The 14,181-nt window shown below is 65.3% G+C and carries 13 protein-coding genes; 8 read left to right on the forward strand and 5 right to left on the reverse strand.

Going from position 1 to position 14,181, the window contains the following annotated elements; genetic code table 11:
- Positions 1-26: 26 nt before the first annotated feature.
- The 3 genes from M8523_RS12540 to M8523_RS12550 all read right to left on the reverse strand — a co-directional run bounded on the left by M8523_RS12540 (position 27) and on the right by M8523_RS12550 (position 4,588).
- Entirely contained in the window at positions 27-1,019 is a 993-nt protein-coding gene (locus tag M8523_RS12540) for an ABC transporter permease (protein WP_282585212.1), read from the reverse strand.
- Positions 1,016-3,499 (reverse strand): ATP-binding cassette domain-containing protein, encoded by a 2,484-nt coding sequence (locus tag M8523_RS12545; protein WP_282585213.1) that lies wholly within the window; start codon positions 3,497-3,499, stop codon positions 1,016-1,018. Before M8523_RS12545 ends, M8523_RS12540 begins: the two co-directional genes overlap by 4 nt.
- A gap of 66 nt (positions 3,500-3,565) precedes the next feature.
- Complete coding sequence (locus M8523_RS12550; RefSeq protein WP_282585214.1) at positions 3,566-4,588, reverse strand: ABC transporter substrate-binding protein; 1,023 nt, start codon at positions 4,586-4,588, stop codon at positions 3,566-3,568.
- A gap of 195 nt (positions 4,589-4,783) precedes the next feature.
- On the opposite strand from M8523_RS12550, the gene M8523_RS12555 reads away from it, so the two are divergent.
- From M8523_RS12555 to M8523_RS12565, 3 genes are read left to right on the forward strand one after another with little or no spacing between them, the layout of a single operon-like run.
- Positions 4,784-5,611 (forward strand): phosphogluconate dehydrogenase C-terminal domain-containing protein, encoded by an 828-nt coding sequence (locus M8523_RS12555; protein WP_282585215.1) that lies wholly within the window; start codon positions 4,784-4,786, stop codon positions 5,609-5,611.
- Positions 5,612-5,666: 55 nt separating this feature from the next.
- Complete coding sequence (oiaX, locus tag M8523_RS12560; RefSeq protein WP_282585351.1) at positions 5,667-6,926, forward strand: 3-oxo-isoapionate-4-phosphate decarboxylase OiaX; 1,260 nt, start codon at positions 5,667-5,669, stop codon at positions 6,924-6,926.
- Positions 6,926-8,254, forward strand: coding sequence for a four-carbon acid sugar kinase family protein (locus M8523_RS12565; RefSeq protein ID WP_282585216.1), 1,329 nt, complete (start codon positions 6,926-6,928; stop codon positions 8,252-8,254). Before oiaX ends, M8523_RS12565 begins: the two co-directional genes overlap by 1 nt.
- 13 nt (positions 8,255-8,267) lie before the next feature.
- On the opposite strand, the gene M8523_RS12570 is transcribed toward M8523_RS12565, so the two are convergent.
- A complete protein-coding gene (locus M8523_RS12570) occupies positions 8,268-9,110 on the reverse strand; it encodes a transcriptional regulator NanR (RefSeq protein WP_282585217.1) in 843 nt (280 codons plus the stop codon).
- Between the two features lie 104 nt (positions 9,111-9,214).
- Entirely contained in the window at positions 9,215-9,943 is a 729-nt protein-coding gene (locus M8523_RS12575; protein WP_282585218.1) for a FadR/GntR family transcriptional regulator, read from the reverse strand.
- 274 nt (positions 9,944-10,217) lie between these two features.
- Between M8523_RS12575 and M8523_RS12580 the strand changes: the two genes are divergently transcribed.
- The 5 genes from M8523_RS12580 to M8523_RS12600 all read left to right on the forward strand — a co-directional run bounded on the left by M8523_RS12580 (position 10,218) and on the right by M8523_RS12600 (position 14,150).
- Positions 10,218-10,928 carry a transporter substrate-binding domain-containing protein gene (locus tag M8523_RS12580; protein WP_282585352.1) on the forward strand — a complete coding sequence of 237 codons (711 nt, stop codon included), beginning with the start codon at positions 10,218-10,220 and terminating at the stop codon, positions 10,926-10,928.
- A gap of 74 nt (positions 10,929-11,002) precedes the next feature.
- On the forward strand, positions 11,003-11,674 hold the full coding sequence (locus tag M8523_RS12585; protein WP_282585219.1) for an amino acid ABC transporter permease: 672 nt from the start codon (positions 11,003-11,005) through the stop codon (positions 11,672-11,674).
- On the forward strand, positions 11,674-12,408 hold the full coding sequence (locus M8523_RS12590; RefSeq protein WP_282585353.1) for an amino acid ABC transporter ATP-binding protein: 735 nt from the start codon (positions 11,674-11,676) through the stop codon (positions 12,406-12,408). The genes M8523_RS12585 and M8523_RS12590 overlap by 1 nt, the downstream gene beginning before the upstream one ends.
- A gap of 7 nt (positions 12,409-12,415) precedes the next feature.
- Positions 12,416-12,946 (forward strand): ureidoglycolate lyase, encoded by a 531-nt coding sequence (locus M8523_RS12595; RefSeq protein ID WP_282585220.1) that lies wholly within the window; start codon positions 12,416-12,418, stop codon positions 12,944-12,946.
- The gene (locus tag M8523_RS12600) at positions 12,936-14,150 is read left to right on the forward strand and encodes a cysteine desulfurase-like protein (protein WP_282585221.1); all 1,215 of its coding nucleotides are present in this window, start codon (positions 12,936-12,938) and stop codon (positions 14,148-14,150) included. The genes M8523_RS12595 and M8523_RS12600 overlap by 11 nt, the downstream gene beginning before the upstream one ends.
- The last annotated feature ends 31 nt before the right edge of the window (positions 14,151-14,181 follow it).

The raw sequence follows: 14,181 nt of genomic DNA on the forward strand, positions 1-14,181 counted from the left end.
CGAGGTCGGCAAAGCTGGGCTTCCAATCAGGGCGTGGCGGGCGACGGGAGGTTCTTTGGCACCGCCCGCGAGCGCTTCACCCCGGCGAGACCCAGCACCGCGATAACGACCACGCCTTGAACGATATCCTGCGTTCCGGGCGGCAAGCCCGCGATCTGCATGGTGGTCACGATCAGAACGAGGAGGATGCTGCCGAACAGCGTGCCGAGAGCCGTGGAGGCGCCGCCCATGATCAATGAGCCGCCGAGCACTACAGCGCCGACGGATTGCAGCAGATAGGGCGTTCCCATGTCCGGAAAGGCGCCCCCCACATAGGCGCCCAGCGCCCAGCCATCCAAGGCCGCCAGCACGGCGCTGATCACGAAGGTACTCGCCACCACGCGTGTCACGTCGATGCCGGCAAGTGCTGCCGCGCGACGGTTCTGGCCGACGGCGGACAGGGTACGGCCGTAGACGAACCGGCCCAGGACAAGGGCCGCCGCCGCGACGGCAGCGATCGCCACAAGCGTCATGAACGGGATTCCGCCGAGGCGCGCCGCCGCCACGTATTTGAGCGCCGGCGCCACGGCGGCCGAGACGAGCCAGCGATTGGCGAGGAGCGTCGCCGTCGCAAGAACGTAGCCACTCGCAAGCGTCGCGATGATGGCGGGAATCCGGAACAAGCACACCAGAACCGCATTGGCCGAGCCGATCAGCAGACCAATACCGAGCACTGTCGCGAAGCCGAGCAGCAACCGACCATTCTGCCCCTCGACCACGATCAGGCTCGCATAGGCCGACAGGGTCAGGACGTTGGGAATGGACAGGTCGATATTGCCGCGCCCACCCGTGATCACGAACATCTGCCCGAGCGCCGCGATCGCCAGAAATGAGGCCGTCGCCAGCACGCCGGACAGGCTCTGCAGGCTGACCCGGCTGGTGATGGCGGACAGCACCACCCACAGGAGTACGACACCGAGGAAAGACGGAATCCAGCGTGCTCGTCCCAGCAGTTTGAGCAGGTTTCCGACGGAATTCATTGGTCGGCCGTGCGCGTGGAAAGTCCCGAACGGAGGATGAGGACAAGCAACAGCAGGAGACCCTGCACCGCCGCATTATAGTCGGTGCTGACGCCCACCGTCGCAAGCACTGCCCCGATGAGTGACAGCGTCAGCGCCCCCGCCACGACGCCACCGGAGGCGACACGGCCGCCGATGAGGCTGCACCCGCCCATCACCACCGAGGCGATGCTAAGCAGGGTGAACGGACCACCCGCGTTGATGTCGCTCGCAGTGTTGATCGCCGTCAACGACAATCCTGCGATTGTGCCGAAGAGAGCCACAATCAGGTAGCGCACGATGGCATAGCGGGTTGGCGACCAGCCACCTCGGTTGAGCGCCGCCGCATTGTTTCCGAAGCCGCGCAGCACGACCCCAAGCGGCGAGCGGTCGAGCGCGAAGGCGACAAGGCCTGCCAGGAGGATCAGGACAGCCATGGTGGGTATGCCCGGAATCGACCAACCGAACAGGGCCGTCAGCCAGTCGGGACTGCTGCCGCCAGGGGTCGGTTGCAATGTGTAGCCCACACCGGACCAAATGAAGGACGCGCCCAACGTCACGACGATGGCCGGGATCTTGCGCCACTGGATGAGCAGGCCGAGCCCCGCATAGGCCATGAACGCGAGGGCGATGCCGGCAAGCCCGACGAGCGGACGCTCCACCAGCAGCGTGGCGCTCAGCACGTTGACGAAGCCGGCGAAAGCGCCGATGCCGAGGTCGATCTCGCTGCCGCTCACCGCGAACATCTGAGCGAGCGCGACCAGCACCAGAGCTACCGCCGGGCCGAGCAGCAGGTCGAGGCCGAATGGGGATGCCGCCGTCGGATTGACGAAGCTCAGCACGGCTAAAACCACGACCAGGCTAATGAAGGGTGCCGTCGCCAAAGCCGTCTCGGCCCAGCGGCGCCGAGTTGGGGTCGTGGCAGCCGCCGACGGCATTCCGTTTGTCGCGGTCGTCATCTCTGCAAAGGAGGCATCGACGATCGCCTGCTCGGACAGGTCGGCCCGGAACAATTCACGGATGATCCGGCCACGGCTGAAGACGAGAACGCGGTCGCATTCCAGGAACTCGGCGTCCTCTGTGGAGTGCCACATCATCAGACGGCCCACGCCCGCGGACCGGGCGAGCGCGGTGTAGAAATCCGCCTTGGCACCGACGTCGACCCCTCGCGTCGGATCGTCGAGTAGGATCGTTGCCGCGTCGGTGATCAGCGCGCGCCCGACCAGCGCCTTCTGCTGGTTGCCGCCGCTGAGGTCCAGGATGCCTGAGGCCAGGCGTTCGGCATCGAGCCTGAGCCGATGGGCGGCATCGCGCGTGGCGCCTTCATCCGAAGCGTCACGAAAGGGCCGAAGCGCGAAGCGCTGCGCCACCCGGGCGATGTCCATGTTGGCGAGCACGCTCCAGAAGGCAAAAATGCCCTCGCGTTGCCGATCGCCCGACACGAAGCTCGCATTGCCGATGAGCCGAACACCCGCGTCTTTGCGACGGGCGGCCGCGAAAATGCGGTGGAGGAACGCCTTCTGACCGCTCCCCTCGAGGCCGGCCAGACCCACGATCTCGCCCGTGAAGAATTCGAGGTTGCGCCCGAGTGGCGCCACGATGTCGCCGCTGACGCGCAGCACCATTGTTTTTCGGCTCGCCACGCGGGCGTGCTGGCTCCGGAGCACATTTTCGGCCGGACCACCCATGGCTTCGACGAGGGCGGCCGCTGAGATGTCGGTGCTGCCCGACCACACGACGGCGCCATTGCGCAGCACCACGATGCCGGTCGAGATGTCCATGATCTCGTTAAGCTTGTGACTGATGAAGATGAAGGCCAGGCCCGCAGCCGCACGTTCCTTGATGAAGGTGCGAAGTTGACGGCTGCGCTCGATGTCGAGAGACGAGGTCGGCTCGTCGAGAACGAGCAGCATGAGTCCGGGAGCGCCTGCAGCCCGCGCGATCTCCACCATCTGCCTTTGGCCGAGCGGCAGGTCGTCGATCCGGCGGTCGACATCGATGCCGTTGCCGGGGAACACGGCGTCGAGCGCCGCACGGGCCCGAGCCCGGTAGACGCGGCGCCAACCCGGGCGCGGGCGTGCGGCCTCCGGGGTTTCGAGAAAGAAGTTTTCGGCGACCGTGAGGTTGCCGCAGAGCGAGAGTTCCTGATGGACGATGCGGATACCGCGTCGCTGGGCCTCACCCGCATCGTAGATGCGAAGGTCGACGGGCCGGCCGTCGATGGCGATCGATCCCGCATCGGGCGCTTCGACGCCGGACAGGGAGCGCATCAACGTGCTCTTTCCGGCGCCGTTACCCCCGACAAGGCCGACCACGGCCCCGCGCGGCACAAGAAGATCGATGGCTCGATTGGCGAGCGTCGGGCCGTACGCCTTGGTGATGCCGCGCATCTCCACCATGCATGCCGCTGAAGACACCATAGCTTCGGAGCGCGGCCTGACGGAAACAGCGTTGGTCGCCATCAACTCCCTCGGCGCTGGAAAAGGGCGGATACCGTGCCGTCCTTGAGGACGGCAAAGCCGGAGAGGTTACTTCTGTGCGAGCAGGTTCTGCTTCACCCAATCTTCCGAATAGGATGGGCTGACAATCGTGTTGGGCGCGAGGTCCGCATAGTCCTTGAGGTTCGCCTGATCGACGGTCGCAACCGGCATGATCAGTGTCTTCGGAAGCGTCGCACCCTTCACGTAGGCAAGCGAGAGCCAGAACGCGGCGCCGCCGATGCCTGGCGTCGTATTCATGGAAATCGTGCTGTAATTGTGCGACTTGCTCTTGTCAGACCACCATTTGATGAAGTTCGAACTACCGCCACCCTCGATCACTGGCGGGTGGTTCGCATAGGCGTCTCCAGCTTGGTCGAAGGCTTGCGCGACGCCAAAATCGTCGCCGCCCTGCCCGAGAACCGCGTCAACATGCGCGAGGCTCGGCAGAACATTGGCGACGGCCGCCTGAGCCACGGAGGCCGTACATTGCCCATAGACCGTGGCCACCACCTTGACGTTCGGATGCTCCTTCAGCACGGCTTCCTGAGCGCTGTACATATCGGCGTCGGGGGCAGATCCCTTCACGCCGCGCACGAGGAGCAGGTTTCCCTTGTCGCCGATCATCTTGATGACGGCTTCGGCCTGCTGCTTCTTGTAGCCCTTGAAGTCGAAGTTCAGCTGCACGTTGCAGGGCGCTGAGGCGATGGAATCGAAGGAAATCACCTTGATGCCAGCCTTGCAGGCCTTCTCGATGATGCCGTTCTCGGCTGTCTCGGAGGCTGCGTCGATCGCAATGGCATCGACCTTCTTCAAGATCAGCTCGGCCATCTGGCTGTTCTGCTGATTGACGCTGCCGTCGCCGTTCAGCACGACGTAGTCGGCGATCTTGCCGTCGGCCTTGGCCTGCTTGGCAGCAGCCTCGAAGGCCTCAACCATCTGGTGGCGCCAGATGTTGCCATAGAAGGCGTTCGACAGGGCGATGACGGGCTTGTCGGGCGAGGCCGCCGCCGGGTGCTGGCTTGCCGCCGCCAAACAGCTGGTCGCTGCAACGATAAGGGTCAGTTTGGTCATGTTTGCTCCTCCGGGCGATCGGCCTTTTGGCAGGTCTTTTTATTTGTGTAGCCACTACCTCATCATACCAGATGGGACAAGGCCCACTTGAGCACTTCGTGACGTAGCTAACGGTAAGGTCTCGAAAAAATCGATAGACTCATCATACCAGTTGGATTATTTCAGGCAAAATCACATTGATCGGGGGAGGGTTGCTTGACCACCATTGCTTTGTTCGGGGCTGGCGGGAAGATGGGCTACCGCCTCGCCAGCAACCTCAAAGGCTCGCGCTTCGACGTGCGCCATGTCGAAGTCAGCGAGGCGGGCCGGAAACGCCTCAAGGACGACCTCGGCATCGACACGGTGGAGCAGACGCAAGCGCTCAAAGGTGCCGAGGTTGTGATCCTGGCGGTGCCGGACACGATCATCGGCAAGGTCGCGGCTGCGATCGGCCCACTGCTCGAAGCCGGCACCATGGTGGTGGCGCTCGACGCCGCGGCGCCCTTCGCGGGTCATCTGCCGGAGCGCCCCGACCTCACCTATTTCGTGACGCATCCCTGCCACCCGCCGATCTTCAACGACGAGGTCGAGATGCATGCCAAGACCGATTATTTCGGCGGCGTGGCGGCCAAGCAGCACATCGTCAGCTCGCTGATGCAGGGTCCCGAAAGCGCTTATGCGCTCGGCGAGGAAATCGCCAAGGTGATCTGGGCGCCAGTGATGCGTTCGCACCGCGTCACGGTCGAGCAGATGGCGCTGCTGGAGCCGGGTTTGTCCGAAACCGTCTGCGCCACGCTGCTGGTCGTCATGAAGGAAGCCATGGACGATGTGATCGCCCGCGGCGTGCCGCGCGAAGCCGCACGCGACTTCCTGCTCGGGCACATGAACGTGCTCGCCTCTGTCATCTTCGAGGAGCGCCCGGGCCTCTTTTCGGACGCCTGTAACAAGGCGATCGAATTCGGCAAGCCGGCCTTGATGCGCGACGACTGGCGTCGGGTGTTCGAGCCTGACGAACTCGCGGCCAGCATACAGCGCATCACCTGACGCACGGTTTGGGAGCACGGGCGTGGCCGAGGCTGAGAGCCGCCTGCCGGACGATGTGATCCGGCTGACCTATCACATCGAGACGGCGGGAGACCCAGAGCGGCTCGCGGCCAAGATCGCCAGCGACCAATCGACCGGCACGTTCGTGGCGCTGCCGGGCGAGACCCCGGAGCTGAAGGCGCGGGTGGCGGCCCGGGTCGTCGGCTATCGCGAATTGCCGCCTGTGGGCGAGGCCGCCTGGCCTGACGGACGGGCCGCGGGCGCAACCTATCGCGCGGCGGAAGCCGACATCGATTTTCCGCTTGAAGCCATAGGCACCGATCTTGCGGCCCTGATGACCATCGCGGTCGGGGGCGCCTCGGCCATCAAGGGCTTCTCGGGCTTCAGGGTGACGGGCCTGCGCCTGCCGCCCGCCTTTGCGGGCGCCTATCCTGGCCCGCAGTTTGGCGTCGCCGGGACCCGGAGACTCACGGGCGTTCACGGCCGGCCGGTGATCGGCTCCATCGTCAAGCCGGCGCTCGGTCTCCGCCCGCACGAGACGGCCGCTCTGGTACGTGAACTCGTCGAAGCGGACGTCGACTTCATCAAGGACGACGAGAAGCTGATGAGCCCGCGCTATTCGCCGCTCGCCGATCGTGTGGCGGCCATCATGCCGATTGTCCGCGATCACGAGCAGAAGACCGGCAAGAAAGTCATGTACGCCTTCAACATCTCGTCGGACGATCCCGACGAGATGGTCCGCAACCACGACATCGTCGCGGACGCCGGCGGCAACGCGGCCGTGATCTGCATCAATGCGGTCGGTTTCGGAGGCCTGAAATTCCTGCGCAAACGCGCCCGGCTCGCGCTTCACGCGCATCGGGCCGGCTGGGATGCCATGACGCGTCACCCGAGCCTCGGCCTCGACTTCTCGGTGTACCAGCAGTTCTGGCGCCTGCTCGGCATCGACCAGTTCCAGATCAACGGCATCCGCGTGAAATACTGGGAGCCGGACGACAGCTTCGTGCGCTCCTTCCAGGCCGTGACGACACCGCTGTTCTCCCCCGCCGATTGCCCCATGCCGGTGGTGGGCTCGGGCCAATGGGGCGGCCAGGCCCCGGACACCTATGCCCAAACGGGCCGCACCACCGACCTGCTCTATCTGTGCGGCGGTGGCGTCGTCAGCCATCCGGGCGGCCCGGCCGCCGGCGTCAAGGCGGTGCGGCAGGCCTGGGACGCAACGGTCGCCGGCGTCCCGCTGGAGGCCTACGCGCGGGAGCACGAGGAACTGGCCCAGTCGCTGCAGACGTTCGGCGCCTCGGACGCGGCCGCCTGATGTCCTCTCTCCTGCTCTCCTATTACGGCGACGACCTCACCGGCTCGACCGACGTGATGGAAGCGCTGGCGTCGCACGGCGTGCCGACGGTGCTTTTCACAGATGTCCCCACGGCAGCGCAGCGCAGCCGGTTTCCCGAAGCGCGCGCCATCGGCATCGCTGGAACGAGCCGCAGCGAGACGCCGGCTTGGATGGACGCCCATCTGGCCCCGGCCTTCGCGGCGCTGCGCGGCCTCGGGGCGTCCGTCACCCACTACAAGGTCTGCTCGACCTTCGATTCGGCGCCGCAGGTCGGCAACATCGGCCGGGCCGCCGAACTCGGCGCGGCGGCCTTCGGCCAGGATGTGGTGCCGCTCGTCGTGGGGGCGCCGCAGCTCAAGCGCTACACCGCCTTCGGCAATCTCTTCGCTGCGTTTCGGGGCGAGACGTATCGGATCGACCGTCATCCGGTGATGAGCCGCCATCCCGTGACGCCGATGCGGGAAGCCGACCTGCGCCTTCATCTGGCGGCCCAGACCGCGCGCCCGGTGACGCTGGCGGATCTTGTGGCTCTCGCCGGCCCCGATCCATCGGCAACGGTGGACCGCCTTCTCGCCACGCCCGACAGCCTTCTGCTGATCGACGTCGCCGATGCCGCCACCCAAGCCGAAGCCGGACGGCAGCTGTGGCGGCTCGCTCAAGCGGGCCGGCGCTTCACGGTGGGTTCCTCCGGAATCGAATACGCGCTTCTGGCCGAATGGGCGCGGCAAGGCCTTTTGCCCGGCACGGCCTCCTTCCCGGCCGTGGCTCCGGTCGAACGCCTCGCGGTCGTGTCCGGCAGTTGCTCGCCGACCACGGAGGCGCAGATCCGGACCGCGCTCAGCGACGGCTTCGAAGGCTTGGCGCTCGACCCACGCGATCTCATCGGCCCGAACCGAGAGGAAACCGTCGCGCGAGCGGTCGCCGACGGCACCGCGCGATTGCGCCAGGGGAAAAGCGTGCTGGCCTATACGGCACTCGGTCCCGCCACCGACCTCGGCGCCGCCATGGAGGGCGCGCGCCACCTCGTCGGCCGCGGCCTCGGCCGCATCCTGGCCGGCCTTGTGGCAGCTGAGCGGCTGACCCGGGCCGTGGTGGCCGGCGGCGACACATCGAGCCATGCATTGCGCGAAATCGAAACCATGGCGCTCACGACCCGCATGCCACTTGCGGCGTCACCCGGCTCGCCACTTTGCACCGCGCATAGCGAGAGCGCCATCTTCAGCGGCTTGGAGATCGCCTTCAAGGGCGGTCAGGTCGGCGACGACCACTATTTCTCCAGGATCCGCGACGGCTTTCCGGGGATCTGAGCAACACCCGCCATCAAGACGCCGGATCTGGCGGGAGCGGCGCATTGGGGCGCGCAGTCCGGCGCGATGCCCGACCCCGCTTCGGTGTCGCCGGGGCTTCCGCCTCGATCCGGTGCGCGTAGAGCGCCGCCGAACGCGTGAGGTGAAGCACGATGGCGGCTTCGGCGCGGTCCGGGTCGCGGGCTGTGATGCGGTCGAGGATTTCCTCGTGCTCGGCCAGCGTCAAATTCTCCTTGCCGGTCCAGATCAGCATGTCGGTATGATATCGCTTGAGCCAGCCCAGCATGGCCTCGCTCACCGCGGCGAAGATCGGGTTCCCCGAAATGCCTGCGATGACGGCGTGGAACTCCATGTCGGCCGCGATGAACCGATCGGCGTCGCCGAGAGACGCGCGTTGCACGAGAATGAGATCCTTGAGCCGCCCGACATCGAAGGCCGTCGCCTTGAGGGCGGCATCGCGGACCATCCCGCGTTCGAAGAAGAGCCGGGCCTCCTTCAGGTGGCCGAGCGAGTCGGGCGACGTCGCCAGCATGATCTGCGCCGCCATGTCGACCTGCTGGGTCACGGCGCGCGCCGTCAGGGTTGTGACCCGGGCCCGTTCACCATGCGAAATCGTCAGGAGCCCCAGATTGCTCAGCGCCTGCATGGCCTCGCGGATCGCCGGCCGGCCCACGCCGAACCGCTCCATCAGCTGCCGCTCCGACGGCATGAGACCGCCCGGACCAACGTCGCCGCTGGTGATCATATGCTTCAGCCGATCGAAGACCTCATCGGACAATTTGCGGCGGGTGATGGGTTCGATGGCGGGAAGCACGCGGGGCCAAACCTCAGCCTGGATCGGAGATGATACCAGCATCTCTCCCATACTCCCCCAAACGTGGTCTCGCGAAGCGATTTCATCTTGGCGACCGACCTGCCCGGTGCTTCACGCTTCAAACCGACGCTCTCCGTCGTGGCGGGTCAGAGCTCGATGCCATAACGTCGCGCGGCCGCCCGGATGTGGTTTCGCATGGAGGTTTCTGCGCCCAAGCTGTCCCGTGCGGCGATGCGGTCGCACACCTCTTCATGCTCGCGCAATGTGTCGCCCAAGCGGATGCGGAGCGTCATGGGCAGTCTCTGTGTCTCCACCATCATGTCACGCACTGGTCGATACATGCCGGCCAGGACGGGATTTGCCGCCAGGTCGAAGATACTATCGTGGAAGACGGCATCCGCAGCCGCCATGGCCGGGATGTCATCCGCCGCGAGCGCATTGCGCATGGCCTCTGTCGCGGCTTTAAGTCGTGCGGCTCCGGGCTCGTCACAACGCAGGGCGGCAAGGCGGGCCGCGTGGCTCTCGAGCCCCTCGCGCGCCTCGTAGACATCTCGTGGCGAGCAGCGTTCTGAGAACCGCCACAAAGGGGCGCGGTCCGTGACCTGGTTGACGTAGACGCCGCTGCCGATACGAACTTTGACCAGTCCCATCACTTCGAGAACGGAGATCGCCTCGCGGAGTGACGGCCGACTCACACCGAGTTTTTCGGCGAGGTCGCGCTGGGAGGGCAGCTTGTCCCCGGGTCTCAGTCCGCCCCTCAGGATCAGGGCTTGCAGATGGTCGGACACAGCGCGTGAGACGAGTGGCCGCTCGCCCTGAAACGGCTCAACCACGGGATCCATCTTGAACCCTTTTGGGGGCAAATCGAAGGTCATTTGGGGAAGTTGCTTGGATGTTGAGCGTTGTGCACGCTTTTTCCGCCTCGCATCACAGTTGCGGTCAAGATCGCACCCGTTGCGCGCTTGCGCGATTCAGATCGATCCGTCACCTTAGATTGGTCAAACCGGTCTGGCCAGATGTGAGACGGCCTTCAAGCAGGAGTGCTGCATGTTCCGAGTGAATGTTTCAGAATGGTTGCGGCGGCGAGTTGTCGGAGTCGCCGCGCTGTCGCTCGGCCTTGGCGTTTCGGTCACTGCCCATGCGGCGGACATGAAGGTCGGGGCCAATATCGGAAACGTGCCGTGGGAGTTCCAGGACGCCAAGGGTGAAACGGTCGGTTTTGAGGTCGACCTCGTCAAGGAGATCGGCAAGCGTCTCGGAATGGACGTGACCTTCGTCAACATTCCCTTCACGGGCCTGTTCGCCGCCGTGCAGTCCGGCCAGATCGACGCTGCGGTATCGTCCATCACCATCACCAAGAAGCGGCTCGAGAGCGTCGCCTTCGCCCAGCCCTATTATGACAGCGACCAGTCGCTGACCGTGAAAGCCGACTCGGGGATCACGAGCCTCAAGGGCATGAGCGGCAAGGTCGCAGGCGTCGACACCGGATCGACCGGTGACATGTGGGCCACCAAGCACATGGACGAGACGAAGATCAGCGACATCCGCAAATACGAGGGGCTTTCGCCCGCGATGCTCGACCTCGCGGCCGGCCGCATCGACGGCTACATCAGCGACATCCCGGCGCTGCAATATTACGTCAAGGACAAGCCGACCTACAAAGTGGTCGAGCGCATTCCAACAGGCGAGCAATATTCGATCATGATGGCGAAGGGCAGCCCGCTGCTGCCGAAGGTCAATGACGAGATCACCAAGCTCAAGGACGAAGGCTTCATCGCCAAGCTCCACGAGAAGTGGTTCGGCGCCAAGCCGGAAGCCACGACCTCGACGGTGATGAAGGCGGAGATGCCGAAGCTCTGAGGCTTTGAGCCTCCCTTCTTCCACCTGTGGGAGAAGGGAGCACCGGCAACGCCTCGTTCGAAACAATTGCCCTCATGTCGATCTTTGACACATTCCTGAACTGGTCCGTCTTCGTCGAATCGCTGCCGGCCCTGCTGCGCGGTCTCTGGATCACGGTCGGCCTCGGGCTGACCTCCATCGTCCTCGGGCTCGCGGGCGGTCTCCTGCTCGTGATGCTGCGGCTCTACGGGGGGCTGCCGATGTCGCCGCTCGCCATCGGGTATATCGACGTGTTCCGCTCGGTGCCGGTTCTGGTGCTGCTCATCGTCATCTATTACGCCCTGCCCTTCGTCGGCATCCGGCTGTCGCCATTCTGGGCCGCCACGACGGCATTGAGCCTGGTTTCCGCCGCCTATTCGGCCGAAATCCTGCGGGCCGGCATCGAGGGCGTGCCGAAAGGGCAGTTCGAAGCGGCGCGCGCCATCGGCCTGAGCTCGATTCGCCAGATGACCGACATCGTTCTGCCCCAGGCCGTCAAGCTCGTGATCCCGCCGCTGACGTCGAACTCCATCAATGTCATGAAGGACACGGCGCTGGCCTCCGTGGTGGCGATGCCGGACCTGCTGAAACAGGCCACCCAGGCCCAGGCGCTGGCCGCCAATCCGACACCGCTGATCGGCGCCGCCGTGATCTACGTCATCTTGCTTCTCCCGTTCGTGCGCTCGGTCGGGCTCCTCGAAAACCGCCTCAACCGGCGGGCGCGATGATGGCGTCGATCATCAGCCTGCGCGGCGTGAGCAAATATTTCGGCCACTTCCGGGCGCTCGACGATGTGACACTGGATGTCATGGCGGGCGAGACCCTTGTGGTGATCGGCCCCTCGGGATCGGGCAAGTCCACGCTGATCCGCTGCATCAACCGCCTGGAAACGCACGACGCCGGCGACATCGTGGTCGACGGCTTCACGGTCGGCGACACCCGCCAACTCGCGACGATCCGCGCCGAAACCGGCATGGTATTCCAGAACTTCAACCTGTTCCCGCACATGAGCGTGTTGCGTAATGTGGCGCTCGGACCCGTGCGGGTGCGCGGGCTTTCCTGGGTGGAGGCAGAGGCGCGCGCCCGCAAGCTGCTGGTCCGCGTCGGTCTCGAGGCTCACGTCGCGAAATACCCGACCCAGCTCTCGGGAGGGCAGCAACAGCGCGTCGGCATCGCCCGCGCGCTCGCCATGGAACCCAAGGTCCTGCTGTTCGACGAACCCACGTCGGCGCTCGATCCCGAAATGGTCGGTGAGGTCCTGGACGTGATGCAGGGGCTCGCCCGCACCGGCGTCACCATGGTGGTGGTAACCCATGAGATGGGTTTCGCGCGCCGCGTCGCCGACCGTATCCTGTTTATGTGCGAAGGCCGGATCGTCGAACAGGGACCGCCGACCACGCTCTTCGACACGCCGCAGGACCCGCGCTTACGGGGCTTCCTGCAGGCCGTGCTGTCACACTAGGCGCGCCATGATCGCTCTGACGTCCCGGCCGCTCGAAGCGGACGCGTTTGCGCCGTTCGGTACGGTCATTGCCTTCGAGTCGGCGGCAGCTCGCCTGGTCAATGAAGGCACGGCGCTGCGGGCCGACGCGTGCGCCCTGTTCGAATACGCCTCCGGGACCGAGCCCGTGCTGGCGCTCTACCGCGCCACCCCGAAGACCCTGCCCCTGCGGTTGACGCTGTTCGAGCGACATCCCTTGTCGGCGCAAACCTTCGTGTCGCTCAGCGTGCCGCGCTTTCTCGTGGTTGTGGCGCCGCGCGGCGCCGACGGTCTCCCGGTGGCCGCCGCCGCGCAAGTCTTTGTGGGCTTGGCCGGCATGGGCGTGAGCTACCGCTCGAACCAGTGGCACATGCCGATTATGGCGCTCGGGACCGGCGGCGACCTTCTCATGTTGATGGCCGAGCACGGCACCACCGAGGATTGCATCGAACACCGGCTCGCCGTGCCGCTGCTCATCCAAGACGACGTCTCTTCCGAAAGAACACCCTATGGCGCTTGATCTCGACTATGTCCGAAGCCAGTTTCCAGCGCTCGCTGACGGCTTCGCGTATTTCGACAATGCCGGTGGCTCGCTCGTGCTCGGCACAGTGGCCGACCGGGTGCGCGACTATCTGCTCACCACGAGCGTGCAGACCGGCGCGAGCTATCCGCAATCGCAGCGCGCCGTGGAGCGGCTCCGCGAGGCCCGACAACGTATCGCGCTGCTCCTCAACGCGGCCCAGCCCGAGGAGATCGTGCTTGGCCCCTCGACCACCGTGCTGTGCCAGTTCCTGGCCCGTGCCATGGAAGGGCGGCTTCAGCCGGGCGACGAGGTCGTGGTCACGGACTTCGACCATGAATCGAACATCGGTCCCTGGCGGCGCCTGGAAGAGCGCGGGATCGTCATCAAGACCTGGAGCCTCGACCCGGAGACGCTGACGATCGATCTCGACGCGCTCGATGCGTTGATGAGCGAGCGCACCCGGCTCGTCGCCGTGACCCACACGTCGAACATCCTCGGCACCATTCATCCGGTGGCCGAAATCGCCCGCAGGGTTCACGCGCGCGGCGCCGAGATCGTGGTCGATGCCGTCGCCTACGCGCCGCATCGCGCGGTCGATGTGCAGGCCTGGGACGTCGATTACTACGTGTTCAGCTTCTACAAGACCTATGGGCCGCATTTCGCGGTGCTGTACGGCAAATATGACAAGCTGCTGGAGCTCGACGGCCTGTACCATTACTTCTACGGCCGCGACAAAGTCCCGGCGAAGCTCGAACCCGGCAACACCAATTACGAACTCGCCTGGGGCGCGGCCGGCATCGTCGATTATCTCGACACGCTTGGAGGCACGACCGGTGATCGGGCCGCCCTCACTCGCGCCTTCGAGGCCATTGCGGTTCATGAGGCGACGCTTGCGGAGCGGCTTCTCGGCTATCTGCGCAGCCGCAATGACACGCGTATCATCGGGCTGCGCACCAGCGATGCGGCCCAACGCGTGCCGACGATCGCCTTCAAGATCGAGGGACGCGACTCGGCCGCGATCGTGCGCGAGACAGACCGCCATGCCGTCGGGATCCGCTTCGGCGACTTCCATTCACGACGGCTGATCGAACATCTTGGCCTTGCCGAGAACAACGGCGTCGTGCGGGTGTCGATGGTCCATTACAACACGCTCGATGAAGTCGATCGGTTGATCGGCGGCCTCGATCGCGCGCTGCAGTAAGCACCCGAGTTTCTCCGAGATCGAAGCGGGT

Origin of the sequence: Lichenifustis flavocetrariae, assembly GCF_026130545.1 — a bacterium.
In the GTDB taxonomy this organism is placed as follows: Bacteria; Pseudomonadota; Alphaproteobacteria; order Rhizobiales; family Beijerinckiaceae; genus Lichenihabitans; species Lichenihabitans flavocetrariae.

Coding starts and splice junctions, on each gene's coding strand:
- M8523_RS12540 (WP_282585212.1), bottom strand. CDS start 1,019: ATGAATTCCGTCGGAAACCTGCTCAAACTGCTGGGACGAGCACGCTGG.
- M8523_RS12545 (WP_282585213.1), bottom strand. CDS start 3,499: ATGGCGACCAACGCTGTTTCCGTCAGGCCGCGCTCCGAAGCTATGGTG.
- M8523_RS12550 (WP_282585214.1), bottom strand. CDS start 4,588: ATGACCAAACTGACCCTTATCGTTGCAGCGACCAGCTGTTTGGCGGCG.
- M8523_RS12565 (WP_282585216.1), top strand. CDS start 6,926: ATGTCCTCTCTCCTGCTCTCCTATTACGGCGACGACCTCACCGGCTCG.
- M8523_RS12570 (WP_282585217.1), bottom strand. CDS start 9,110: ATGCTGGTATCATCTCCGATCCAGGCTGAGGTTTGGCCCCGCGTGCTT.
- M8523_RS12575 (WP_282585218.1), bottom strand. CDS start 9,943: ATGACCTTCGATTTGCCCCCAAAAGGGTTCAAGATGGATCCCGTGGTT.
- M8523_RS12580 (WP_282585352.1), top strand. CDS start 10,218: ATGAAGGTCGGGGCCAATATCGGAAACGTGCCGTGGGAGTTCCAGGAC.
- M8523_RS12585 (WP_282585219.1), top strand. CDS start 11,003: ATGTCGATCTTTGACACATTCCTGAACTGGTCCGTCTTCGTCGAATCG.
- M8523_RS12590 (WP_282585353.1), top strand. CDS start 11,674: ATGGCGTCGATCATCAGCCTGCGCGGCGTGAGCAAATATTTCGGCCAC.
- M8523_RS12595 (WP_282585220.1), top strand. CDS start 12,416: ATGATCGCTCTGACGTCCCGGCCGCTCGAAGCGGACGCGTTTGCGCCG.
- M8523_RS12600 (WP_282585221.1), top strand. CDS start 12,936: ATGGCGCTTGATCTCGACTATGTCCGAAGCCAGTTTCCAGCGCTCGCT.